At 71.2% G+C, this 17,783-nt stretch carries 16 protein-coding genes; 10 read left to right on the top strand and 6 right to left on the bottom strand.

Translation table 11 applies throughout. The features are described 5' to 3' along the window. Nucleotides 1-4 precede the first annotated feature (4 nt). Entirely contained in the window at nucleotides 5-1,321 is a 1,317-nt protein-coding gene (locus EDF48_RS08945; RefSeq protein ID WP_207895492.1) for an MFS transporter, read from the bottom strand. A gap of 27 nt (nucleotides 1,322-1,348) precedes the next feature. Beyond that, a complete protein-coding gene (locus EDF48_RS08940) occupies nucleotides 1,349-2,479 on the bottom strand; it encodes a zinc-binding dehydrogenase (protein ID WP_123672438.1) in 1,131 nt (376 codons plus the stop codon). A 105-nt stretch (nucleotides 2,480-2,584) separates the two neighbouring features. Here EDF48_RS08940 and EDF48_RS08935 point away from each other — a divergent pair, with 105 nt between their 5' ends. Further along, nucleotides 2,585-3,397 carry a GolD/DthD family dehydrogenase gene (locus EDF48_RS08935; protein WP_131879446.1) on the top strand — a complete coding sequence of 271 codons (813 nt, stop codon included), beginning with the start codon at nucleotides 2,585-2,587 and terminating at the stop codon, nucleotides 3,395-3,397. Between the two features lie 25 nt (nucleotides 3,398-3,422). Beyond that, the gene (locus tag EDF48_RS08930) at nucleotides 3,423-4,385 is read left to right on the top strand and encodes a sugar-binding domain-containing protein (RefSeq protein WP_131879444.1); all 963 of its coding nucleotides are present in this window, start codon (nucleotides 3,423-3,425) and stop codon (nucleotides 4,383-4,385) included. Nucleotides 4,386-4,530: 145 nt separating this feature from the next. Here the strand turns inward: EDF48_RS08930 and EDF48_RS08925 are convergent, their stop codons facing one another. Beyond that, nucleotides 4,531-5,055 carry a DinB family protein gene (locus tag EDF48_RS08925; protein ID WP_131879442.1) on the bottom strand — a complete coding sequence of 175 codons (525 nt, stop codon included), beginning with the start codon at nucleotides 5,053-5,055 and terminating at the stop codon, nucleotides 4,531-4,533. A gap of 210 nt (nucleotides 5,056-5,265) precedes the next feature. On the opposite strand from EDF48_RS08925, the gene EDF48_RS08920 reads away from it, so the two are divergent. Continuing rightward, nucleotides 5,266-6,798 (top strand): MFS transporter, encoded by a 1,533-nt coding sequence (locus EDF48_RS08920; protein WP_123338750.1) that lies wholly within the window; start codon nucleotides 5,266-5,268, stop codon nucleotides 6,796-6,798. Between the two features lie 233 nt (nucleotides 6,799-7,031). Here the strand turns inward: EDF48_RS08920 and EDF48_RS08915 are convergent, their stop codons facing one another. Beyond that, the gene (locus EDF48_RS08915; RefSeq protein WP_131879440.1) at nucleotides 7,032-8,060 is read right to left on the bottom strand and encodes a GTP-binding protein; all 1,029 of its coding nucleotides are present in this window, start codon (nucleotides 8,058-8,060) and stop codon (nucleotides 7,032-7,034) included. Nucleotides 8,061-8,117: 57 nt separating this feature from the next. Between EDF48_RS08915 and ykgO the strand changes: the two genes are divergently transcribed. Together ykgO and EDF48_RS08905 are read left to right on the top strand one after the other, a co-directional pair. Next, nucleotides 8,118-8,240 carry a type B 50S ribosomal protein L36 gene (gene ykgO / locus EDF48_RS08910; protein WP_131879438.1) on the top strand — a complete coding sequence of 41 codons (123 nt, stop codon included), beginning with the start codon at nucleotides 8,118-8,120 and terminating at the stop codon, nucleotides 8,238-8,240. A gap of 28 nt (nucleotides 8,241-8,268) precedes the next feature. Next, nucleotides 8,269-8,925 (top strand): histidine phosphatase family protein, encoded by a 657-nt coding sequence (locus tag EDF48_RS08905; RefSeq protein WP_131879436.1) that lies wholly within the window; start codon nucleotides 8,269-8,271, stop codon nucleotides 8,923-8,925. Nucleotides 8,926-9,008: 83 nt separating this feature from the next. Here the strand turns inward: EDF48_RS08905 and EDF48_RS08900 are convergent, their stop codons facing one another. Further along, the gene (locus EDF48_RS08900; RefSeq protein ID WP_131879434.1) at nucleotides 9,009-10,769 is read right to left on the bottom strand and encodes a glycerol-3-phosphate dehydrogenase/oxidase; all 1,761 of its coding nucleotides are present in this window, start codon (nucleotides 10,767-10,769) and stop codon (nucleotides 9,009-9,011) included. A gap of 191 nt (nucleotides 10,770-10,960) precedes the next feature. Between EDF48_RS08900 and EDF48_RS08895 the strand changes: the two genes are divergently transcribed. From EDF48_RS08895 to ald, 4 genes are all read left to right on the top strand, one after another. Continuing rightward, entirely contained in the window at nucleotides 10,961-11,923 is a 963-nt protein-coding gene (locus tag EDF48_RS08895) for a sugar-binding domain-containing protein (protein WP_165901120.1), read from the top strand. Nucleotides 11,924-11,972: 49 nt separating this feature from the next. Then, nucleotides 11,973-12,932, top strand: a complete 960-nt coding sequence (locus EDF48_RS08890) for an AraC family transcriptional regulator (protein ID WP_131879432.1) — start codon at nucleotides 11,973-11,975, stop codon at nucleotides 12,930-12,932. 54 nt (nucleotides 12,933-12,986) lie between these two features. Further along, a complete protein-coding gene (locus tag EDF48_RS08885) occupies nucleotides 12,987-14,375 on the top strand; it encodes an FAD-linked oxidase C-terminal domain-containing protein (RefSeq protein ID WP_131879430.1) in 1,389 nt (462 codons plus the stop codon). 128 nt (nucleotides 14,376-14,503) lie between these two features. Further along, nucleotides 14,504-15,604: an alanine dehydrogenase gene (gene ald / locus EDF48_RS08880; protein ID WP_131879428.1), complete on the top strand. Its 1,101-nt coding sequence runs from the start codon at nucleotides 14,504-14,506 to the stop codon at nucleotides 15,602-15,604. A gap of 228 nt (nucleotides 15,605-15,832) precedes the next feature. On the opposite strand, the gene EDF48_RS08875 is transcribed toward ald, so the two are convergent. Beyond that, on the bottom strand, nucleotides 15,833-16,633 hold the full coding sequence (locus EDF48_RS08875; RefSeq protein WP_123292320.1) for a tryptophan-rich sensory protein: 801 nt from the start codon (nucleotides 16,631-16,633) through the stop codon (nucleotides 15,833-15,835). Between the two features lie 164 nt (nucleotides 16,634-16,797). Here EDF48_RS08875 and EDF48_RS08870 point away from each other — a divergent pair, with 164 nt between their 5' ends. Continuing rightward, a complete protein-coding gene (locus EDF48_RS08870; protein WP_243698069.1) occupies nucleotides 16,798-17,781 on the top strand; it encodes a magnesium and cobalt transport protein CorA in 984 nt (327 codons plus the stop codon). Nucleotides 17,782-17,783: the final 2 nt, after the last annotated feature.

Below are 17,783 nucleotides of genomic sequence, written 5' to 3'. Positions count from 1 at the left end.
TCCTTCAGTGGGAGGTGCGGGTGCCCTGCGGCACCTTGAGGAAGTGGATCATCACGAACGCGCAGGCGTACAGGCCGACGAACGTCCAGGTCGCGGCCTGACCGCCACCGCCGAGCGCGAAGACCGCGGCGACCACACCGGTGCCGAGGAACGCCGCGCCGCCGGCCGCCGTCGTGTACATCGCCATCGCGGCGCCCTTGTGCTCGGGGGCGAGCGCCGGCATGATCGCGCCCATCGGCACGAAGCCGGCGAGCAGGCAGCCGAACACGCAGCCGGCGACGACGGAGAGCACGTAGCCCCAGTCCGACCCGGCGGGGACGAGCTGTGGGACGTACCACCAGGCGATGAGGCCGAGGGCGGACCCGACGATGCCGAACCACTTGACGGTGCGCTGCCAGCCGATCTTGTCGCCGACCCAGCCGAACAGCGCGTTCACCAGGATGTTCGTCGCGTAGACGCACACGGTCATGAGCAGCCAGCGGCTCTGGCCCCACCCGCGCTCGTTCGCGATGACGGCGGGCAGGACGACGAACATGCCGAACTCGGGCGCGGTGTTGATCAGACGGACCAGGAAGCCCATCAGGATCTTCGGCCGGGTGACGGTCAGGCGGATGCCGCTCGTCAGCACCTGCCAGGCGCTCTCGCCGGCCGGGGCGATGCGGGAGAACCCGTTCGGCAGCCGGACGCCGAACAGCATGATGAGGAACCCGATCACGACCAGGCCGATCGAGGCGACCATCGCGCCGGTCTCACCGATCGTGCCGCCGCCGAACACCGGGATGGCGCCGATCGCGAAGAGGGAACCGAGCGTCGGCAGGCCACCCGTGAAGGCGACGTAGAACCAGCCGACCGCCGAACCGTTCCGCTCGACCGGGGTGGTGATGTTCACCCAGACCAGGAACGCGAAGGCGAAGAGCGGGTAGCCGAAGCCCCGGACGGCGTAGGCGACGGCCGCGAACGGCACGCTGCCGATGTTCAGCGCGAGCAGGAAGAGCACCTCGAAGACGACCCAGACGGCGAACCCGAGGATCATCACCCGGCGCGGCCCGATCAGGTCGGAGAGGGCGCCGGAGACGTAGCTGCCGATCAGGGCGGCGAGGCTGTAGAAGGTCACGATCGTCGCGACGGTGGCCTCGGGACTGCCGAGGACCGCGACCATGTGCGGGGTGATGAAGTTCGACTCGACGCCGTTCCCGGTCATGAAGACCAGGACGGCGACGAACCCGAGGGCGAGCGGGCGGGGGATCCCCATCCGGTCGAGGCGGCCCTCGGCGCGAGGGGTCGTGGGCGCACCGGTGGCGCGCTGTGTCGTCGTTGACATGCTTGCTGACTCCAAGGGTCGGCGGGCTCAGGCCTGCAGGGACGGGAGGATCGAGACCTTGACGCTCGCGCCGGCGGAGTCGCCGACCAGGTCGAGGGCCTCTTGGAACCGCTCGAGCGGGAACTGGTGCGTGCAGATCTCCGACATCGGCAGGGTCTCGGCCTCGAGCAGCTTGATCGCCGCCGGCCAGGTGTGCGGGCCGAGGTGGGCGCCCCGGACGTCGAGCTCCTTGTCGTCCGAGATGATCGACCAGTCGACGGAGACGGCGTCCTTGAACACCGAGTACTCGACGAAGGTGCCGAGCTTGCGCAGCAGGTTGAGGCCCTGGGGCACCGCCGACGGGTGGCCGGTCGCCTCGATGTAGACGTCGGCGCCGTAGCCGTCGGTGAGCTCCTTGACCCGGGCGACCGCGTCGTCCTCGGCGATGTTGATCGTCAGGTCCGCGCCGACCTTGCGTGCCAGCTCGAGCTTCGCCTCGACCACGTCGAGCGCGATGATCCGGAGCGGGTTCTTCTGTCGAGCACCGGCGATGGCGGAGAGGCCGATCGGTCCGGCGCCGGCGATCACGACGGTGTCGCCGAACTTGATGTCGCCCCGCTCGACGGCGTGGAACGCGCAGGACAGCGGCTCGGCGAACGCGGCGACCTGACCGGGCAGAGCGCTCGACACGGGGTGGGTCAGGGCCTTGGCGGGGACGAGCACGTACTCGGCCATCGCGCCGTCGTAGCCCTTGAAGCCGAACATGTCGTGGACGTTGCACATCCAGTACGCGCCTTCGAGGCAGTACCGGCACTCCCAGCACGGCACGATCTGCTCGCACGCGATGCGGTCGCCGAGTGAGACCTTCCGCTTCGCCAGGGTGTCGTCGTCGCCGGAGACGATCGTGCCGACGAACTCGTGCCCGGGGATGCGGTCCGTCTCGGCCCAGGCGGCGCGGTTCTCGTCACCCCAGAACTTCGCGGCGCCGTGGTAGCACTTCAGGTCGCTCGCGCAGATGCCGACGGCGTCGGTCCGGAGCAGGAGTTCGCCGGGGCCGGGCGTCGGCACGGGGCGTTCCTCGAGCCGGTAGTCGCCCGGGCCGTGGACGACGACGGCTCGCATCGTCGTGGGGATGGTCGTGGTGGCGGTCGTGGCCGCGTTCTCGGTCGTCGTCGACATGCGCTGCTCCTTCGTTGGATGGCTTCGGCGACGACTGTACACCTCGCAGAACGTTTGTCCAGAACACAATTTCTGCTAGGTTCGACCCGACGCAAAGGAGCGAACATGACGACCAGCACCACCCCCGACTTCGCCGCAGCCCTGCGCCCGGGCCCGGACACCGTCGACCTGACGAACGACTTCACCGGCCGCACCGCAGTGGTGACCGGCGGCGCCTCCGGCATCGGGAACGCCATCGCCCGGGCACTCGCCGCACGGGGTGCGCGGGTCGCGATCGTCGACGTCCGTGCCGACGGCGCCACGACGGCGGCGGCCGACCTGCCGGCCGCGGGCCTCCATGCCGGGTTCGGCTGCGACGTGACGGACGAGACATCCGTGGCGCGCACCGTCGCCGACGTCGTCGCGCACTTCGGTCGCGTCGACGTGCTCGTCAACTGCGCCGGGATCGCCGCACTCGCTCCGGCGGACGAACTGTCCGCCGAGACCTGGTCGAGGACGATCGACGTCAACCTGACCGGCACCTTCCGCGTCGCCCAGGCCGTCGGCCGGCACATGCTCGCCGCCGGGTACGGGCGCGTGGTGAACATCGCTTCGCAGGCCGCGCACGTCGGCATCGACGGGCACGCCGCCTACTGCGCCTCGAAGGCGGGCGTCATCGGACTCACCCGTGTGCTCGCGCTCGAGTGGGGCGGTCGCGGCGTCACCGTCAACACCGTGTCGCCGACCGTCGTGCTCACCGACCTCGGCCGTGCCGCGTGGGCGAACGAGAACGGCATCCGGCACCAGGACGAGATCCCCACCGGCCGCTTCGCCACCCCCGACGAGATCGCCGCCGCGGTGCTGTTCCTGGCGGGGGAGTCGAGCGCGATGGTGAACGGCGCCGACCTCCGGGTGGACGGCGGGTTCACGATCCGCTGAGGTGTGCCGGGGATACGATCGGCGCATGTCCGCCGAGAACCCTGCCGCCGAGGGTGCCCGGACCCGGTTCCCGCTTGACACCGTGTACCAGGCGGCGCGGATGTACTACCTCGAGGACGCCACCCAGGTCGAGATCGCCTCGCGCCTCGGTGTCTCGCGTCCGACGGTGTCGCGGCTCGTGGCCGAGGCGCGCAAGGCCGGACTCGTCCGCATCGAGGTCGTCGACCCGTTCCAGGACGAGACCGTCGCGCTCGCCGAACGGCTGCAGGTCGTGCTCGGCATCCGAGCGGTGCACCTGGCCGCCGTCACGCACACCGCCACGCTCGGCGCCGACCTCGCCGCGCCCCTGGCCGCAGCGGTCGAGGGCATGGGACTCGTCCCCGGCGACGCCGTCCTGATGTCGTCGGGCCGCACGGTGTACGACGTCGCACACGCCGGCATGCCGAGCCTGCCCGGCGTGCAGCTCGTCCCGACGGTGGGCGGGCAAGCCGACCCGATGCCGTGGTTCCAGACGAACGAGATCACCCGGACCGCCGCGGAGCACTCCGGAGCGATCCCCGCCTTCCTGTTCGCGCAGGCGCTTCCGTCGCCCGCGATGCGCTCCTCGCTCGACGAGGACCCGGCCTTCCAGCACGTCGTCGGGCTCTGGGGCCGGGCGAAGGGCGCGATCCTCGGCATCGGGGCGCCGACCCCGACGCGCGACGCCCTGGCGCGGGGCGTCCCCGTCGAGGACGCCGCGTTCGACCAGGCCGCCGGTGACGTCTGCCTCAACTTCTACGCCGCGGACGGTTCGCCCATCGAGTTCCCCGGCAGCGACCGGATGGTCCGGACCTCACGCGAGGTCCTGTCCGGTGTGCCGCACGCCGTCGGCGTCGCCGTCGGCAGCGCCAAGGTCGGCAGCATCGTCGGCGCCGTGCGCGGAGGGCTCGTCAACGAGCTGGTGTCGGACGCCGCGACGGCCCGCGCCCTGCTCGACGCGCTCGCCTGAGCGGTCTGCTCGACGCCTGGCAGGTGCGCGCTCCTTCCCAGAACGGGCGCGATGGAAGGCGCTTTCGGGCATACCTGGTCGTTTCTTCGTGGCAGGTACGCCCGATTCCGGCAGGTACGCCCGATTCGGGCAGGTACGCCCGAACCTAGTGCGTGCGCCGCACGTCCCACAGGTGGTGGACGGGGTCGTGCGCGTAGTACGTCGCGAGGCTCGCGACGGTGAAGGCGCTGCCGTCCGACCGCAGTCCGGTGCGCTCGAGCTGGTCTTCACGGACCTCGTCGAACGCCCGCGCTGCCCGGTGTGCGGCCTCGCCGAGCTCCCGGACGACGACGGCCGGGTCCTGCTCGCCGTACCGGTCCTGGACCGCGGTGGCGTCCTGGTCCCAGTTCGGGAACGTCGGGGCGTCCTCTGTGAGCATCAGGGCGAGCCGCTCGGTCATCTTCCGGTGCACGTCGCGCACGTGGGCGCCGTACTCGAGTGCCGACCAGGTGTGGTCGTCGGGACGCTCGCGCACGTCATCCCGGCCGAGTTCGGTCGGCCACGCGGTCGTGTTCGCGTCGATGATCCCCGGCACGTCGCGGATCGACACCGTGGTGCCGTCGTAGCCGCACTCGGGGCAGGTGCCCTCGATGACCCAGGTCCAGCTCTTCGTCTCGGGTTCGATCGCCATGCGCCGATGTTATGTCCTCGTTACTCAGCCTTCCGGATCCGCAGGCGCATGCGGATCGGGCCCTCCCCCCGTTCGGGTGACACGCCGCTGCCTGGGAATCACCGGCCAATGACATTTCGGTCGCTCGGTAACGTCGCTCGCTGTTCCTGAGCCGGTCTCCACCGGCCCGAGCCGGTCCCTGCCGGCTCGTCACGATCCTCGAGGAGAGACATGGGCTCCGATCCCAGCCATACCCCGACCCGGCCGCACCGACGTCTGCGCGAGAGCGACGTCACCGTGGTCGACAAGAGCATGATGCGCCGCGCGGTGAGCGGCATGGTCGTCGGCAACACGATGGAGTGGTACGACGTCGGCGTCTACGGCTACCTGGCGGTCACGATGGGGAAGGTCTTCCTGCCGACCGCCGAGCCCGCCGTGCAGATCCTGTTCAGCCTCGGTGTCTTCGCTGCGACGTACATCGCCCGTCCGCTCGGCGGCATCGTCTTCGGCCGTCTCGGCGACCGCATCGGGCGCCAGAAGGTGCTCGCGACGACGCTCATCATGATGGCGGCGTCGACGTTCCTCATCGGAGCGCTGCCCGCCTACGCGACGATCGGGGTGTTCGCACCGATCGTGCTGGTCGTGCTGAAGCTGGCGCAGGGGTTCTCCACCGGCGGTGAGTACGCCGGTGCGACGACCTTCGTGACCGAGTACGCCCCGGACCGTCGCCGCGGGTTCTTCGCGAGCATCCTGGACTTCGGCAGCTACCTGGGCTTCGCGCTCGGAGCGACCGTGGTCTCGGTGCTGCAGATCACCCTCGGCGAGGACGCGATGGTCGCCTACGGCTGGCGCTTCCCGTTCCTGGCGGCCGGTGTGATCGGCGTCGTCGCGATCTGGTTCCGTCTGCGCATCGAGGAGTCGCCGGTGTTCCAGGCGACCCAGGCGGCGCAGGAGGCCGCGTCCGAGACCCGCGCGTCCTTCGACGGAGAGCGTCCCGCGAACGTGCTCGTGATGGTCCGGGACCACTGGCGGCCGATCGTCATCGCGATCATGCTCGTCGCGGCGTCGAACACCGTCGGGTACGCCCTGACCTCGTACATGCCGACCTACCTGACCGACTCGCTCGGGTACTCGCCGCTCGACGGCACACTGCTGACGATCCCGGTGCTCCTGCTGCTGGCGGTCATGCTCCCGCTCACCGGCAAGCTGTCCGACAAGCTCGGTCGACGCGTCGTGATGTGGATCGGTGCCGCGACGACCGTGGTGCTCGTCGTGCCGGCGTTCATGCTGATCGGGCACGGTGCGCAGTGGTCCACGCTGGCCGGACTCGGGCTGCTCGCACTGATGACCGCGCTGTGGGTGTCGAACCAGGCGGCGTCGCTGCCGGCGCTGTTCCCGACCTCGACGCGGTACGGCGGCATGGGTTTCGCCTACAACATCGCCATCGCGGTCTTCGGTGGGACCACGCCTCTGATCGTGCAGGCGCTGCTGACCGTGACCGGGGACGAACTCGCCCCGGCGTACTTCCTGATGGCGATGAGCGTCGTCGGCGCGATCGGCGTCTTCTGCATGAAGGAGTCCTCGCGCCGTCCGCTGCCGGGTTCGATGCCGGCGGTGGAGACCGAGGCTGAGGCGAAGGAACTCGTGCTCACGCAGGACACGAACCCGAACCTGGACCTGGGGGACCTGCCGTTCGCCGCGCAGGACGCTGCCGCCCGGGCCGCGGGCGACGCCGCCGAGGCCGAGGCCGTGCCGGCGCGCTGACACTGGGGGGCGCTCGCGACGCGACCACGGACGGGAGGCGCGGTGCAGGTCCGACCTGCACCGCGCCTCCCGTCTGTGCGTGCGCATGCTGCGACGTTCCACGCGTCGATCGACTCGTGTTCTGTCGGAAGATGCGCACGCACCGGATGCATGCGCATGCTGCGACGATCCACGCGTCGATCGACTCGTGTCCTGTCGGAAGATGCGCACGCACGCACCCGCGCGCACTCGCCTCACTCGTGCCGGTGCTCCGACGCCGGGTCCACCGCCGGCCACACGGGGAACGGGTCCGCCCACCCGCGCCACAGATCCGGCCCGGCCAGCAGCTCCGGCGGCGTGAGCAGCGCCTCGTCGAGGGCACGTTCGATCGCCCGCACGTCGAGCCGCTCGCCGACGAACCACAGCGCCTGCCCGATCGGGGCGTCGGCGTCCCACGACGGGTTCGCGGTGGGGTCGAGCGCGAGCATCGCCCCGAAGCTCGACCACGAGCCGACGTGGTCCGGGCGTGACGCCAGCCGGAAGAACCCCTTCGAGCGGAGCACCCGGCCCGAGCTACCGGCGGCCAGGTCTCGCTCGATCACGGTGGCCAGTCGCCCGGGGTGGAACGGCAGCGGCTCCCGGTAGCGCATCGCGACCAGGTCGTCGCGGGCGTCCCGGCCGGTGTCGGCTCCGCTCGACAGGGCGCGCATCCACCCGGCGCCCGAGGCCAGGACCCGAGCGGCCCCGCCGTTCGACGCGGGCAGGTCGCGCGCGGTCCGGAGTGCGGGCAGCGCCACGATCACGGCCTGCGGTGCGAGCCGGTGCAGCAGTGCGACCAGTGCGCGACGGCGGCGCAGGGACAGTGGCGCGAGACGGTCGAGCGCGATGACGGTCGCGTACTCGACGAGGGACGCCACCCGGTCGGCGGCCACGAACGCGTCGTCGACGTCGGACCACAGCAGGTGGGCGATGTCGTCGGCACGCAGTACCCCGACCACGTGTCGGAGCACCCGGTCGTCGCCGGTCTCGCTCCGGGCGGCGTTCGCGAGCATCATGCCCACGGCGCGGGCGTCGGAGCCGGGTCGCAGGGTGACGACGAGGCCGTGGTCGGCGTCGGGGCCGCAGGCGCGGTCGAGGTGGTCAGCCCGCTCGGCGACCGCGCGGGCCGCTGCGAACGCGCTCCCGTCCACGTGCATCCGGTGCCCGGTGGTGATCCGGGCGGCGACGCGGTCGGCGTCGGCCTCGTGGAGGGCGGTGACGAGGGTGATGGCAGCAGCACGCATGTCGGGTACCCTACCTGAAAACCGTTCTCAACAAGAGAGCGCCGACGGAGGAGAACCATGAAGGTCCGCAACTCGCTCAAGGCACTGAAGAAGATCCCCGGCTCGCAGGTCGTCCGTCGCCGCGGCCGGGCCTACGTCATCAACAAGCAGAACCCCCGCTGGAACACCCGCCAGGGCTGACGTCGGCGGTGGTCCGTAGGGTGGATCCATGCGACTGCTGCTCATCCGCCACGGCCAGACCCCCGCGAACGTGAACGGTGTCCTCGACGCCGTGGTGCCCGGACCCGGACTGACCGAGCTCGGCCAGCAGCAGGCGGATGCCCTGCCGGCAGCCCTGGCCGACCGGGGGATCGAGCGGCTCTTCGCCTCCACCATGGTCCGGACGCAGATCACCGCGGCGCCCCTGGCGGCGTCGCTCGGGCTCGAGCCCGTCGTGCTGCCCGGTCTGCGTGAGATCGAGGCCGGGGACACCCAGGGCAAGAGCGACAAGGTGTCCGTGCAGCTGTACATCTCGACGGTGCACGGCTGGTCCGGCGGGGACCGCACGACCCGGATGCCGGGGGCGGAGAGCGGGCTCGAGTTCTTCGAGCGGTACGACGACGCCGTGCGGCAGATCGAGGCCACCGGCGTCGGCGTGGCGGCGGCGGTGAGTCACGGTGCGGCGATCCGTACCTGGGCGAGCGCGGCCGCCGACAACACCCCGGACCACTTCGGCACCAAGCGCCACCTGGAGAACACCGGCATCGTCGAGCTCGAGGGGTCCTTCGCCGACGGCTGGCACCTGGTCGACTGGGAGGGCGAGCCGATCGGTGGTGACCAGCTCATCGACCGCACCGCGCTGGACCCGACCGGCGAGCGCTACTGACGCACGAGAACGCAACCCCATGACGGACGGGAGGCCCGGTACCAGCTGGTACCGGGCCTCCCGTCCGAATGCGGTCGCGTCGACTACGCGAGCTGCGACGCCGACGCCTGTGCCGTTGCGGACGTCAGCGGCACGATCACGCGGTGCGCCTCGCGCAGCACGTCGAGCGTGCGCTGGACCTCGTCCGCGCGCTCCTCGGGCGTCCAGTCGAGCGCCCCGGCGAGCACGTCGGCCAGCTCGTCGAGCAGATCGATCGTGACACCGCCGACAAACGCGAGGTTCGTGCGGCGCAGCACCACGTCGACCAGGTGGACGGCCTGCTCGTGCTCGGCGAAGTACGCGACCTCGGCGCGGGTGAGCGACGGGTCGGACTCGAGCGCCTCGACGGGGCCGTCGGTCAGGACGTCCACGACCTCGGCGGCACGGGTGCCGTAGCGCTCCAGCAGGCCTTCGACCAGGGACTCGTCCAGACCGTCACGGTGCGAGGTGATCCACAGGGCGCGCTGCGCGTCGGTGGTCGGGAACTCCTTGCCACCGCCGATCGCCATGCCGGTGGTGTCGACCTTGCGGGTCATCCCGAGCTTCGTGGTGGCCTCGGTCGACAGGTGCGCGGCGAGGGCGCGGAACGTCGTCCACTTGCCGCCGACGAGCGACAGCACGGTCGACTTCGGCAGCCCGGCGATCTGGGTGTCCACGATCCGGTAGTCACGCGAGACGAAGCCGGGGGCGGTGTCCTCGTGGCGGGGGAGCGGGCGGATGCCGGAGTAGCTGTAGACGATGTGGTCGCGGGTGACGTCGATCTGCGGGAACACGTGCTTCACGAGCCCGAAGAAGTAGTCGATCTCCTCGTCGGTGGTCGTGACCGGCTTCGAGGGGTCGGCGTCGATGTCGGTCGTGCCGATGAGGACCCGGCCCTTGAGCGGGTAGATGAGGACGATGCGTCCGTCGTCGTTCTCGAAGAACAGCTCGCGGCCCTTGGTGGCCTCGAGCAGCTCGTCGTTCTGGACGACGATGTGCGAGCCCTTCGTGCCGCCCATGAACTTCGTCTCGCCGCCGAACGCCTCGTTCGTCAGGTCGGTCCAGGGGCCGGAGGCGTTGACGACGACCTCGGCGGAGAAGACGAACTCCTCGCCGGTCTCGCGGTCGCGGAGCAGCACGCCGCCGTCGCGGGTGCCGGCGGCCTCGACGTAGTTGGTCGCGCGGGCGGTCGCCGCGGAGCCGGTCCCGGTGCCGGCGGCGATGCCGTCCTTGAGCACGTCGAGGGCCAGGCGCTCGGGCTCGTGCACGCTCGCGTCGTAGTAGGTACCCGTGTACTTGAGGTCCTTGTTGAGTGCGGGCATGTCCTCGAGCGCGGCCTTCTTGGTGCGGAAGACGTGCTTCGGGACGGAGCCGCCGTCGCGCGAGAAGGAGTCGTAGATCGTCATGCCGATCTTGATGAGCATCGCGCCGCGCTCCTTGGTGGAGCGCTGCTTGTGCGTCAGCATGCGCAGCGGGGCGTTCATGATGCCGGAGAACGTCGAGAAGATCGGCATCGTCGTCTGCAGCGGCTTGACGTAGTGCGGGGCGATGCGGATGAGCCCGTTGCGCTCCTGGACGCTCTCGCGCACCAGGCGGAACTCGCCGTTCTCGAGGTAGCGGATGCCGCCGTGGATCATGTGGCTCGACGCGGCGGACGCACCGGAGGCGTAGTCGCCGCGCTCGACCAGGGCGACGTCGACGCCCTGCAGCGCGAGGTCGCGGAACGTGGCGATGCCGTTGATGCCGCCGCCGACGACGAGGACCTGCGCGTTCGGGCGCTCGGTGAGGGCGGTCACCGTGTTCCGGGGCTGTGTCTTCTTCGACATGGTTCGTCGCTTCCTTCGTCTGTTCTCGTGGTCAGGATCGATCGTGCGCCGGTTTGGGAGGTCGGGCAACTTGCGTGCACGAACGTGCAGCACACGTGTCGTGCGCTCCGATCCGGGGGCCGGGAGGCGCGACAGGGGTTGCAGAGGCCGTGCACGTCCGTGCATGGTTGCGTTCGACAGATCGGAGCACCATGAGCGATGCGGCTCAGCCCATGCGCACGCAGCAGGCGCTGCGCGCCGCCCACCTGTACTACCTGCAGGACCTGACGATGGACGCCATCGCGGACGAACTCGCGACCTCGCGCTCGTCGGTGTCGCGCCTGCTGAAGTACGCCAGGGACACCGGTCTCGTCGACATCCAGATCCGCTCACCCCTCGACCAGGCGGCCGCGCTGAGCCGCAGCATCCGCTCGCGGTTCGGGGTGCACGCGCACGTCGTCCCGGTGCCGGACCACACGAGCGACGTCGACCGGCTGGAACGGGTCGCCCTGTCCGCCGCCCGGATCCTGACGCAGTACGTCGAGTCGAACATGGTGATCGGGATCTCGTGGGGCTCGACGGTGAGCGCGGTCAGCCGGTACCTGGTGCCGAAGACCACGCACGGGTCGACCATCGTGCAGATCAACGGCGCCGCGAACACCCGGACCACGGGCATCGTCTACGCCTCGGAGATCCTGCGGCGGTTCGGCGAGGCCTACGGCGCGTTCGTGCAGCAGTTCCCGGTGCCCGCGTTCTTCGACGACCCGGCCACGAAGGAGGCGCTGTTCCGCGAGCGGTCGATCCGCCGCGTGCTCGACCTGCACGAGCGGATGGACCTGGTGGTGTTCGGTGTGGGCGCCCCGCAGGCCCCGGTGCCGTCGCACGTGTACTCCGGCGGCTACCTCGACCCCGCGGACCGCGACGAGCTCACGAAGGCCCAGGTCGTCGGGGACGTCTCGACCGTGTTCTACCGGGCCGACGGGTCGTGGCGGGACATCGGCGTGAACGCGCGCGCCGGCGGGCCGGACCTCGACACCATCAAGCGCGCTCCGCGTCGGGTCTGCGTCGTCGCGGGCCGGTCGAAGGCGGCGTCGTTGCGGGGTGCGCTGGCGTCCGGGCTCGTCACGGACCTGATCCTGGACGAGAGCGTCGGGCAGGCGATCCTGCAGCCCTGAGTCAGGATGTGACCCGGTTCTGTCGGGGGTGCCGGGTACGTTCTCGGCCATGGTGATCTCGATGGACCGACCGGGCGGCCGGTACTCCCGTCGCGTGGTCGGCACGGACGTCGACCAGGCGCTCGCGTTCTTCGGGCGCGACTACGACTTCCGGGCACCCGCGGTCCGGCGCACCCGCCCCACCGCGCACTGGGACTTCGCCGGAGTCGGCGACGACCGGATGTCGCTGCGGTCGTCGCGGTTCATGGTCGACCTGCGCAGCGAGAGCCAGGTCGACGACGAGTTCCTGGTGGCCTGGATGCGGAGCGGTTCCAGCCGGATCACCTGCGGCGGCGAGACCTGGGCGCTCGAAGCCGGCGTGCCCGTCGTGCTGCCGTTCGCCGAGCCGTACTCCCTGCACCACCGCGACATCGCGCTGAACCTCGTGCACCTGGACCGCGACTTCGTCCGGGCGCTGGTCGGCGAGGACGACTTCGCCTTCGAGCCGATGCAGCGCCCGACGGCTGCGGGCACGGGCGCGTGGCAGGACGTGGTCCGGACGCACTCGTCGACGTGGCTCGACGTGGACCACGACCTCGACCCGATCGCGCAGCGCGACATCGCCGAGGCCTTCGCGACCGCTGCGATCCGTGCGTTCCCGCAGCGCGATCGCTGGCGCTCGACCGTGGCCGGCGGCGGTCCGGAGCACGGCCGCGTCCGCCGGGCGCTCGACTTCGTGCACGAGCACGCCCGCGAACCCATCGGCACACCGGAGATCGCCGCGGCGGCGGGGCTCAGCCCGCGCGGGCTGCAGCAGTCCCTGCGACGGCACCTCGACCAGACGCCCGGCGACCTGCTGCGCGAGGTGCGGCTCGACGGTGCGCGGGCGGACCTGCTCGGCGGTGCGCGTGACGAGACCTCGGTCGCCGAGATCGCCCGGTCGTGGGGCTTCGGACACCTCGGGCGGTTCTCGGCGACGTACCGTGCCCGCTTCGGCGAGCTGCCGAGCGAGTCGCTCCGCACGCGCTGACCGCCGTGGGGGCACCGAGCCGGGGAGTCCACCCGGCGGCGGTAGCGTGACGACATGGACACCGTCGTCACCGCGCTCCGCTCCGCACTGCAGGACCCCGACGGCACCGTCGTCCGGACCGAACCGGGCGTGCTCGACGCCGCGCGGACCGACAAGTCCGGCTGGATCGCCCCTGGCGGTCCGGTCGCCGTCGTCGAGGCCCGCACCGTCGAGCACGTGCAGGCGACGCTCCGGACCTGCTCGGCCCTGGGCGTCCCCGTCGTCCCGCGCGGCGCCGGCACCGGTCTGGCGGGTGGCGCGAACGGCACCGAGGGCACGGTGGTGCTCAGTGTCGCGCGGATGGACCGCATCGTCGAGGTGTCCGTCGAGGACGAACTCGCCGTCGTCGAACCCGGGGTGCTCAACGGTGCGCTGAACGCCGCCGTCGCCGAGCACGGGCTGCGCTTCGCACCGGACCCCGCGAGCGCGGCGATCGCGAGCGTCGGCGGGAACATCGCCACGAACGCCGGTGGTCTGCGGTGCGTGAAGTACGGCGTCACGCGCGAGGCCGTGCTCGGGCTCGACGTCGTGCTGGCGGACGGTCGGCTCGTGTCGACCGGCCACCGCACCGTCAAGGGGGTGACCGGCCTCGACCTGACGGCGTTGCTCGTCGGGTCCGAGGGCACGCTCGGCGTCATCGTCGGCGCGACGGTGCGCCTCGTGCCCATCCCGGCGGGGGAGCCCGCGACGCTCGGGGCCGTCTACCCGTCCGTGCAGCAGGCGGCGGCCGCGGCAGCGGCCGTCGTGGCGGGAGCGGACCGGCCGTCGACGGTCGAGCTGCTGGACGCCCTGGCCCTCGAGGGGATCGCGGCGTACCTGGGGCCCGAGGTGATCGTCGAGACGGTGGGGAGCACCGCGGCGGGCGGGGTGTTCCTGCTCGTGGAGTTCGACGGTCCGGGCGCGACCGAGGCCGCGCTGGGGGCCATGCCGCGCCTCCAGGCCGAGGGCGGAACCGTGCACCTGGCCGGGTCGGCGGCGGAACGCGAGCGCCTGCTGACGATCCGCCGGTCCTTCCACGCCGCGATGGAGTCGCGAGGCCGGGTGCTCATCGAGGACGTCGCCGTGCCGCGCAGCCGGCTCGCCGAGATGTTCGCCCGCGTGGAGGAGATCGGTCGCGAACACGGTGTCCCGATCCCGACCGTGGCGCACGCCGGCGACGGCAACCTGCACCCGAACTTCGTCTTCGACGGCGACGAGGTGCCGGCTCACGTCTGGGACGCCGCCGATGCGATGTTCCGTGCCGCGATCGAGTTGGGTGGCACCCTGACGGGCGAGCACGGCGTGGGGGTGTTGAAGCGTCGGTGGATCGGTGACGAGCTCGGCGGCGACGTGCTCGAGCTGCAGCGGGGGATCCGACGGGTGTTCGACCCGGCAGGCATCCTGAACCCGGGCAAGGTGTTCTGAGTGGCTGATCGCCGAATCTCATCGCACGGATGTGCCGTGCGTCGTCAGGATCTTCGGCCGTAACGTCACCGCAACGAATCCGGCGCTGAATGGTGTGGACGAGAGCACCACCCACGAAGGAGTCTGCGATGCGCATCGGCGTCCCCACCGAGATCAAGAACAACGAGTACCGCGTGGCGGCCACCCCGGCGGGTGTCGCGGAGCTGGCGCTGCACGGCCACCAGGTCCTGGTGCAGGCCGGTGCCGGCACCGGGTCGGCGTTCCCCGACGACGAGTACCGCACCGCGGGCGCCGAGATCGTCGACACCGCCGCCGAGGTCTGGGCGCGCGCCGAGCTGATCCTGAAGGTCAAGGAGCCGGTGGCGTCCGAGTACCCGCTCATCCGTCCGGGCCAGGTGCTCTTCACGTACCTGCACCTGGCGGCCGACCGCCCGCTGACCGACGCGCTCATCGACTCCGGGGCCACCGCGATCGCCTACGAGACCGTGCAGCTGCCGGACCGCTCGCTGCCCCTGCTGTCGCCGATGTCCGAGGTCGCCGGACGGCTGTCCGCCCAGGTCGGCGCCTACAACCTGATGCGCACGAACGGCGGACGCGGACTGCTGCTCGGTGGGGTGCCCGGCACGCCGAAGGGCCGCGTCGTCGTGATCGGCGGTGGCGTCGCGGGCGAGCACGCCGCGACGATGGCGCTCGGCATGGGGGCCGACGTGACGGTCTTCGACATCAGCCTGCCCCGGCTGCGCGCGCTCGACGCCCGGTTCGATGGACGCATCACCACGCTGCGGTCCTCGGCGCACGCCATCGCGGAGGCCCTGCGCGACGCCGACCTGGTGATCGGTTCCGTGCTCATCCCCGGGGCGTCCGCGCCGAAGCTCGTCACCGACGCCATGGTCGCGGACATGCGGCCGGGATCGGTGCTCGTCGACATCGCGATCGACCAGGGCGGCTGCTTCGAGGGCTCGCACCCGACCACCCACGACGACCCGACGTTCGCGGTGCACGACACCGTGTACTACTGCGTGGCGAACATGCCCGGTGCCGTCCCGCGCACGAGCACGATCTCGCTGACGAACGCGACGCTGCCGTACGCCGTCGCGATCGCCGACCGCGGGTGGGAGGCCGCGCTGGCCGCCGACCCATCGCTCGCCCTCGGCCTGAACGTGCACGCCGGCCAGGTCACGAACGAGGCAGTGGCGGCCGCGCACGGCCTCGTGGCGTCCGCGCGGTAGGCCCCGGCTGCGCCGCGCCGGGCCCGGGCCCCGGCCCGCGAAAGCGACAGTCTGCCGCGGAACATCCGCGGCAGACTGTCGCTTTGGCGGCACGGACCGGATCGGCGCCGCGAGAAGCGTCGGTTTGCCGGGACAGACCGGGACAGACCGGGACAGACCGGGACAGACCGGGACAGACCGGGACAGACCGCGACGCACCGTGGCGCACAGCCCCGCCCCGGCCCGCTGTCACGCCGTGCGCGCCGCCAGGCCACGCGCGCCGGACCAACCCGCCCGTGCCCGCACGGCGACCGTCACCACCACGACCGCGGCGGCTGCGACCACCGCGGCCACGGCGGTCGGCGTCGACACCAGCGGACCGTCGAGCCGCGCGACCGCCACCCACGCCAGCCCCCAGGCCAGGGAGAGCATCGGCGCCAGGCGACCCCGACCCCACACCGCCAGCAGCAGCCCGACGAGCCCGGCCACCGCTGCGACGAGCACACCCCAGACGTCCTGCCCGAGGTCGAAGCCCCGGAAGCCCGCTGCCGTCAGCACCGCGGCCGTGTTCGCTGCCGTCGCGACGCACACCCACCCGAGGTAGAGGCCGAACGTGCCGTCGGTGACGATCGCCTCGACGACGCCGGAGGGCTTCGTCCGTCGCAGGATCGTGAACGTCCACACCAGCACCGCGAGCAGGGCCACGATGATCGGCTCGCTCGCCCACAGGAACCCGAACTGCACCGACAGGATCCACGCCGCGTTGAGCAGCAGGGACAGGATCGCCGGCACCGCCAGCTTCGCGTGCCGGTCATCGTCCGACGTGCGGAAGAGCTGGCGGATGGCGTAGGCGATGAGGCCGACGTAGACGACGCTCCAGATCGAGAACGCCGGGCCGTCCGGTGCGATGGCGGTCGACGACGCCGACAGTGCTCCGCCGGCAGCGTCTTGGATCGGTGTCCCGCCGGCGGCGCCGGACCCGACGAACGCTCCGACGACCGCCACGACGGCACTCACGGCGACTGCGATGCGCTTCCAGATCCTCTTCATGACCGTTCCCTTCGTCAGCATGCTGATGACCTGCACCGTAGGCGGGCGGTCCTGTCGGGCGCGCAGCGTGCGTTCAGCCTGTGGGGGACGGCGGACTGGAGGCCCGTGGCGGGCCCGCCACGGGCCTCCCGTCCGAAAGCCGGTCACCTGCGTACGGTGGTCGCGTGAGCGTCGAGATGAACACCGTGTACGTCGACCGGATCGCCCCGATGGCGAGTCCGTCGCTGGACGACACCTTCCGGATGCTCGACGAGCAGGGCGCGAGCGCGTGCATCGTGCTGTACCAACCGGACGCGCAGGAGCTCGGCGACGTCGCGGTCGCGCTCGGCCTGCACGAGCTCGCGGTCGAGGACTCCGCCGAGGGGCACCAGCGACCGAAGCTCGAGCGGTACGGCTCGACGCTCTTCGTGGTCCTCAAGCCCGCGCTCTACAACGACGGGCAGGAAGAGGTGGCGTTCGGCGAGGTGCACGCCTTCGTCGGGGAGGACTTCTTCCTCGTCGTGGTGAAGGCCGACCCGCGCGGCAAGCCGACCGTCCCGCGAGCGCTGCAGCGGATGAGCGGCAAGCCCGGCCTGGTGACGGTCGGACCGCAGGCGCAGCTCTGGGCGCTGATGGACACGATCGTCGACGGCTACGTGCCGGTGATCGACGGGCTGGAAGAGGACATCAACCAGATCGAGGACCAGCTGTTCGCGGGCGAGGCCGGGGTCTCGCGGCGCATCTACGAACTGTTCGGCGAGGTCGTCGACTTCCAGCGTGCGGCCCGCCCGCTCATCCACATCATCGAGAACCTGCACCGCGGCGCCGAGAAGTACCACCTGCCGATCGAGATGCAGCGCCGGTTCCGCGACGTCCTCGACCACGCCATCCGCACGGTGGAGCGGTTGGACACGTTCCGGCAGCTGCTGCAGAACGCGCTGACCGTCGACTCCACCCTGGCGGCGCAGAAGCAGAACGACGACACGAAGCGGATCTCCGGCTGGGCGGCGATCCTGTTCGCCCCGACGCTCATCGCCGCCATCTACGGCATGAACTTCACGCACATGCCCGAGCTGACGTGGACCTGGGGCTACCCGCTGTCGATCGTCGGGATGGTCCTGTTCGCCGCGATCCTGTGGGTCGTGTTCAAGGTCAAGCGCTGGTTCTGAGG

The organism is Curtobacterium sp. PhB191, from assembly GCF_004346515.1.
Taxonomy (GTDB): Bacteria; Actinomycetota; Actinomycetes; order Actinomycetales; family Microbacteriaceae; genus Curtobacterium.
The sequence above is the reverse complement of the archived record's forward strand: the minus strand, read 5'-3'. Positions and strand labels throughout refer to the sequence as shown.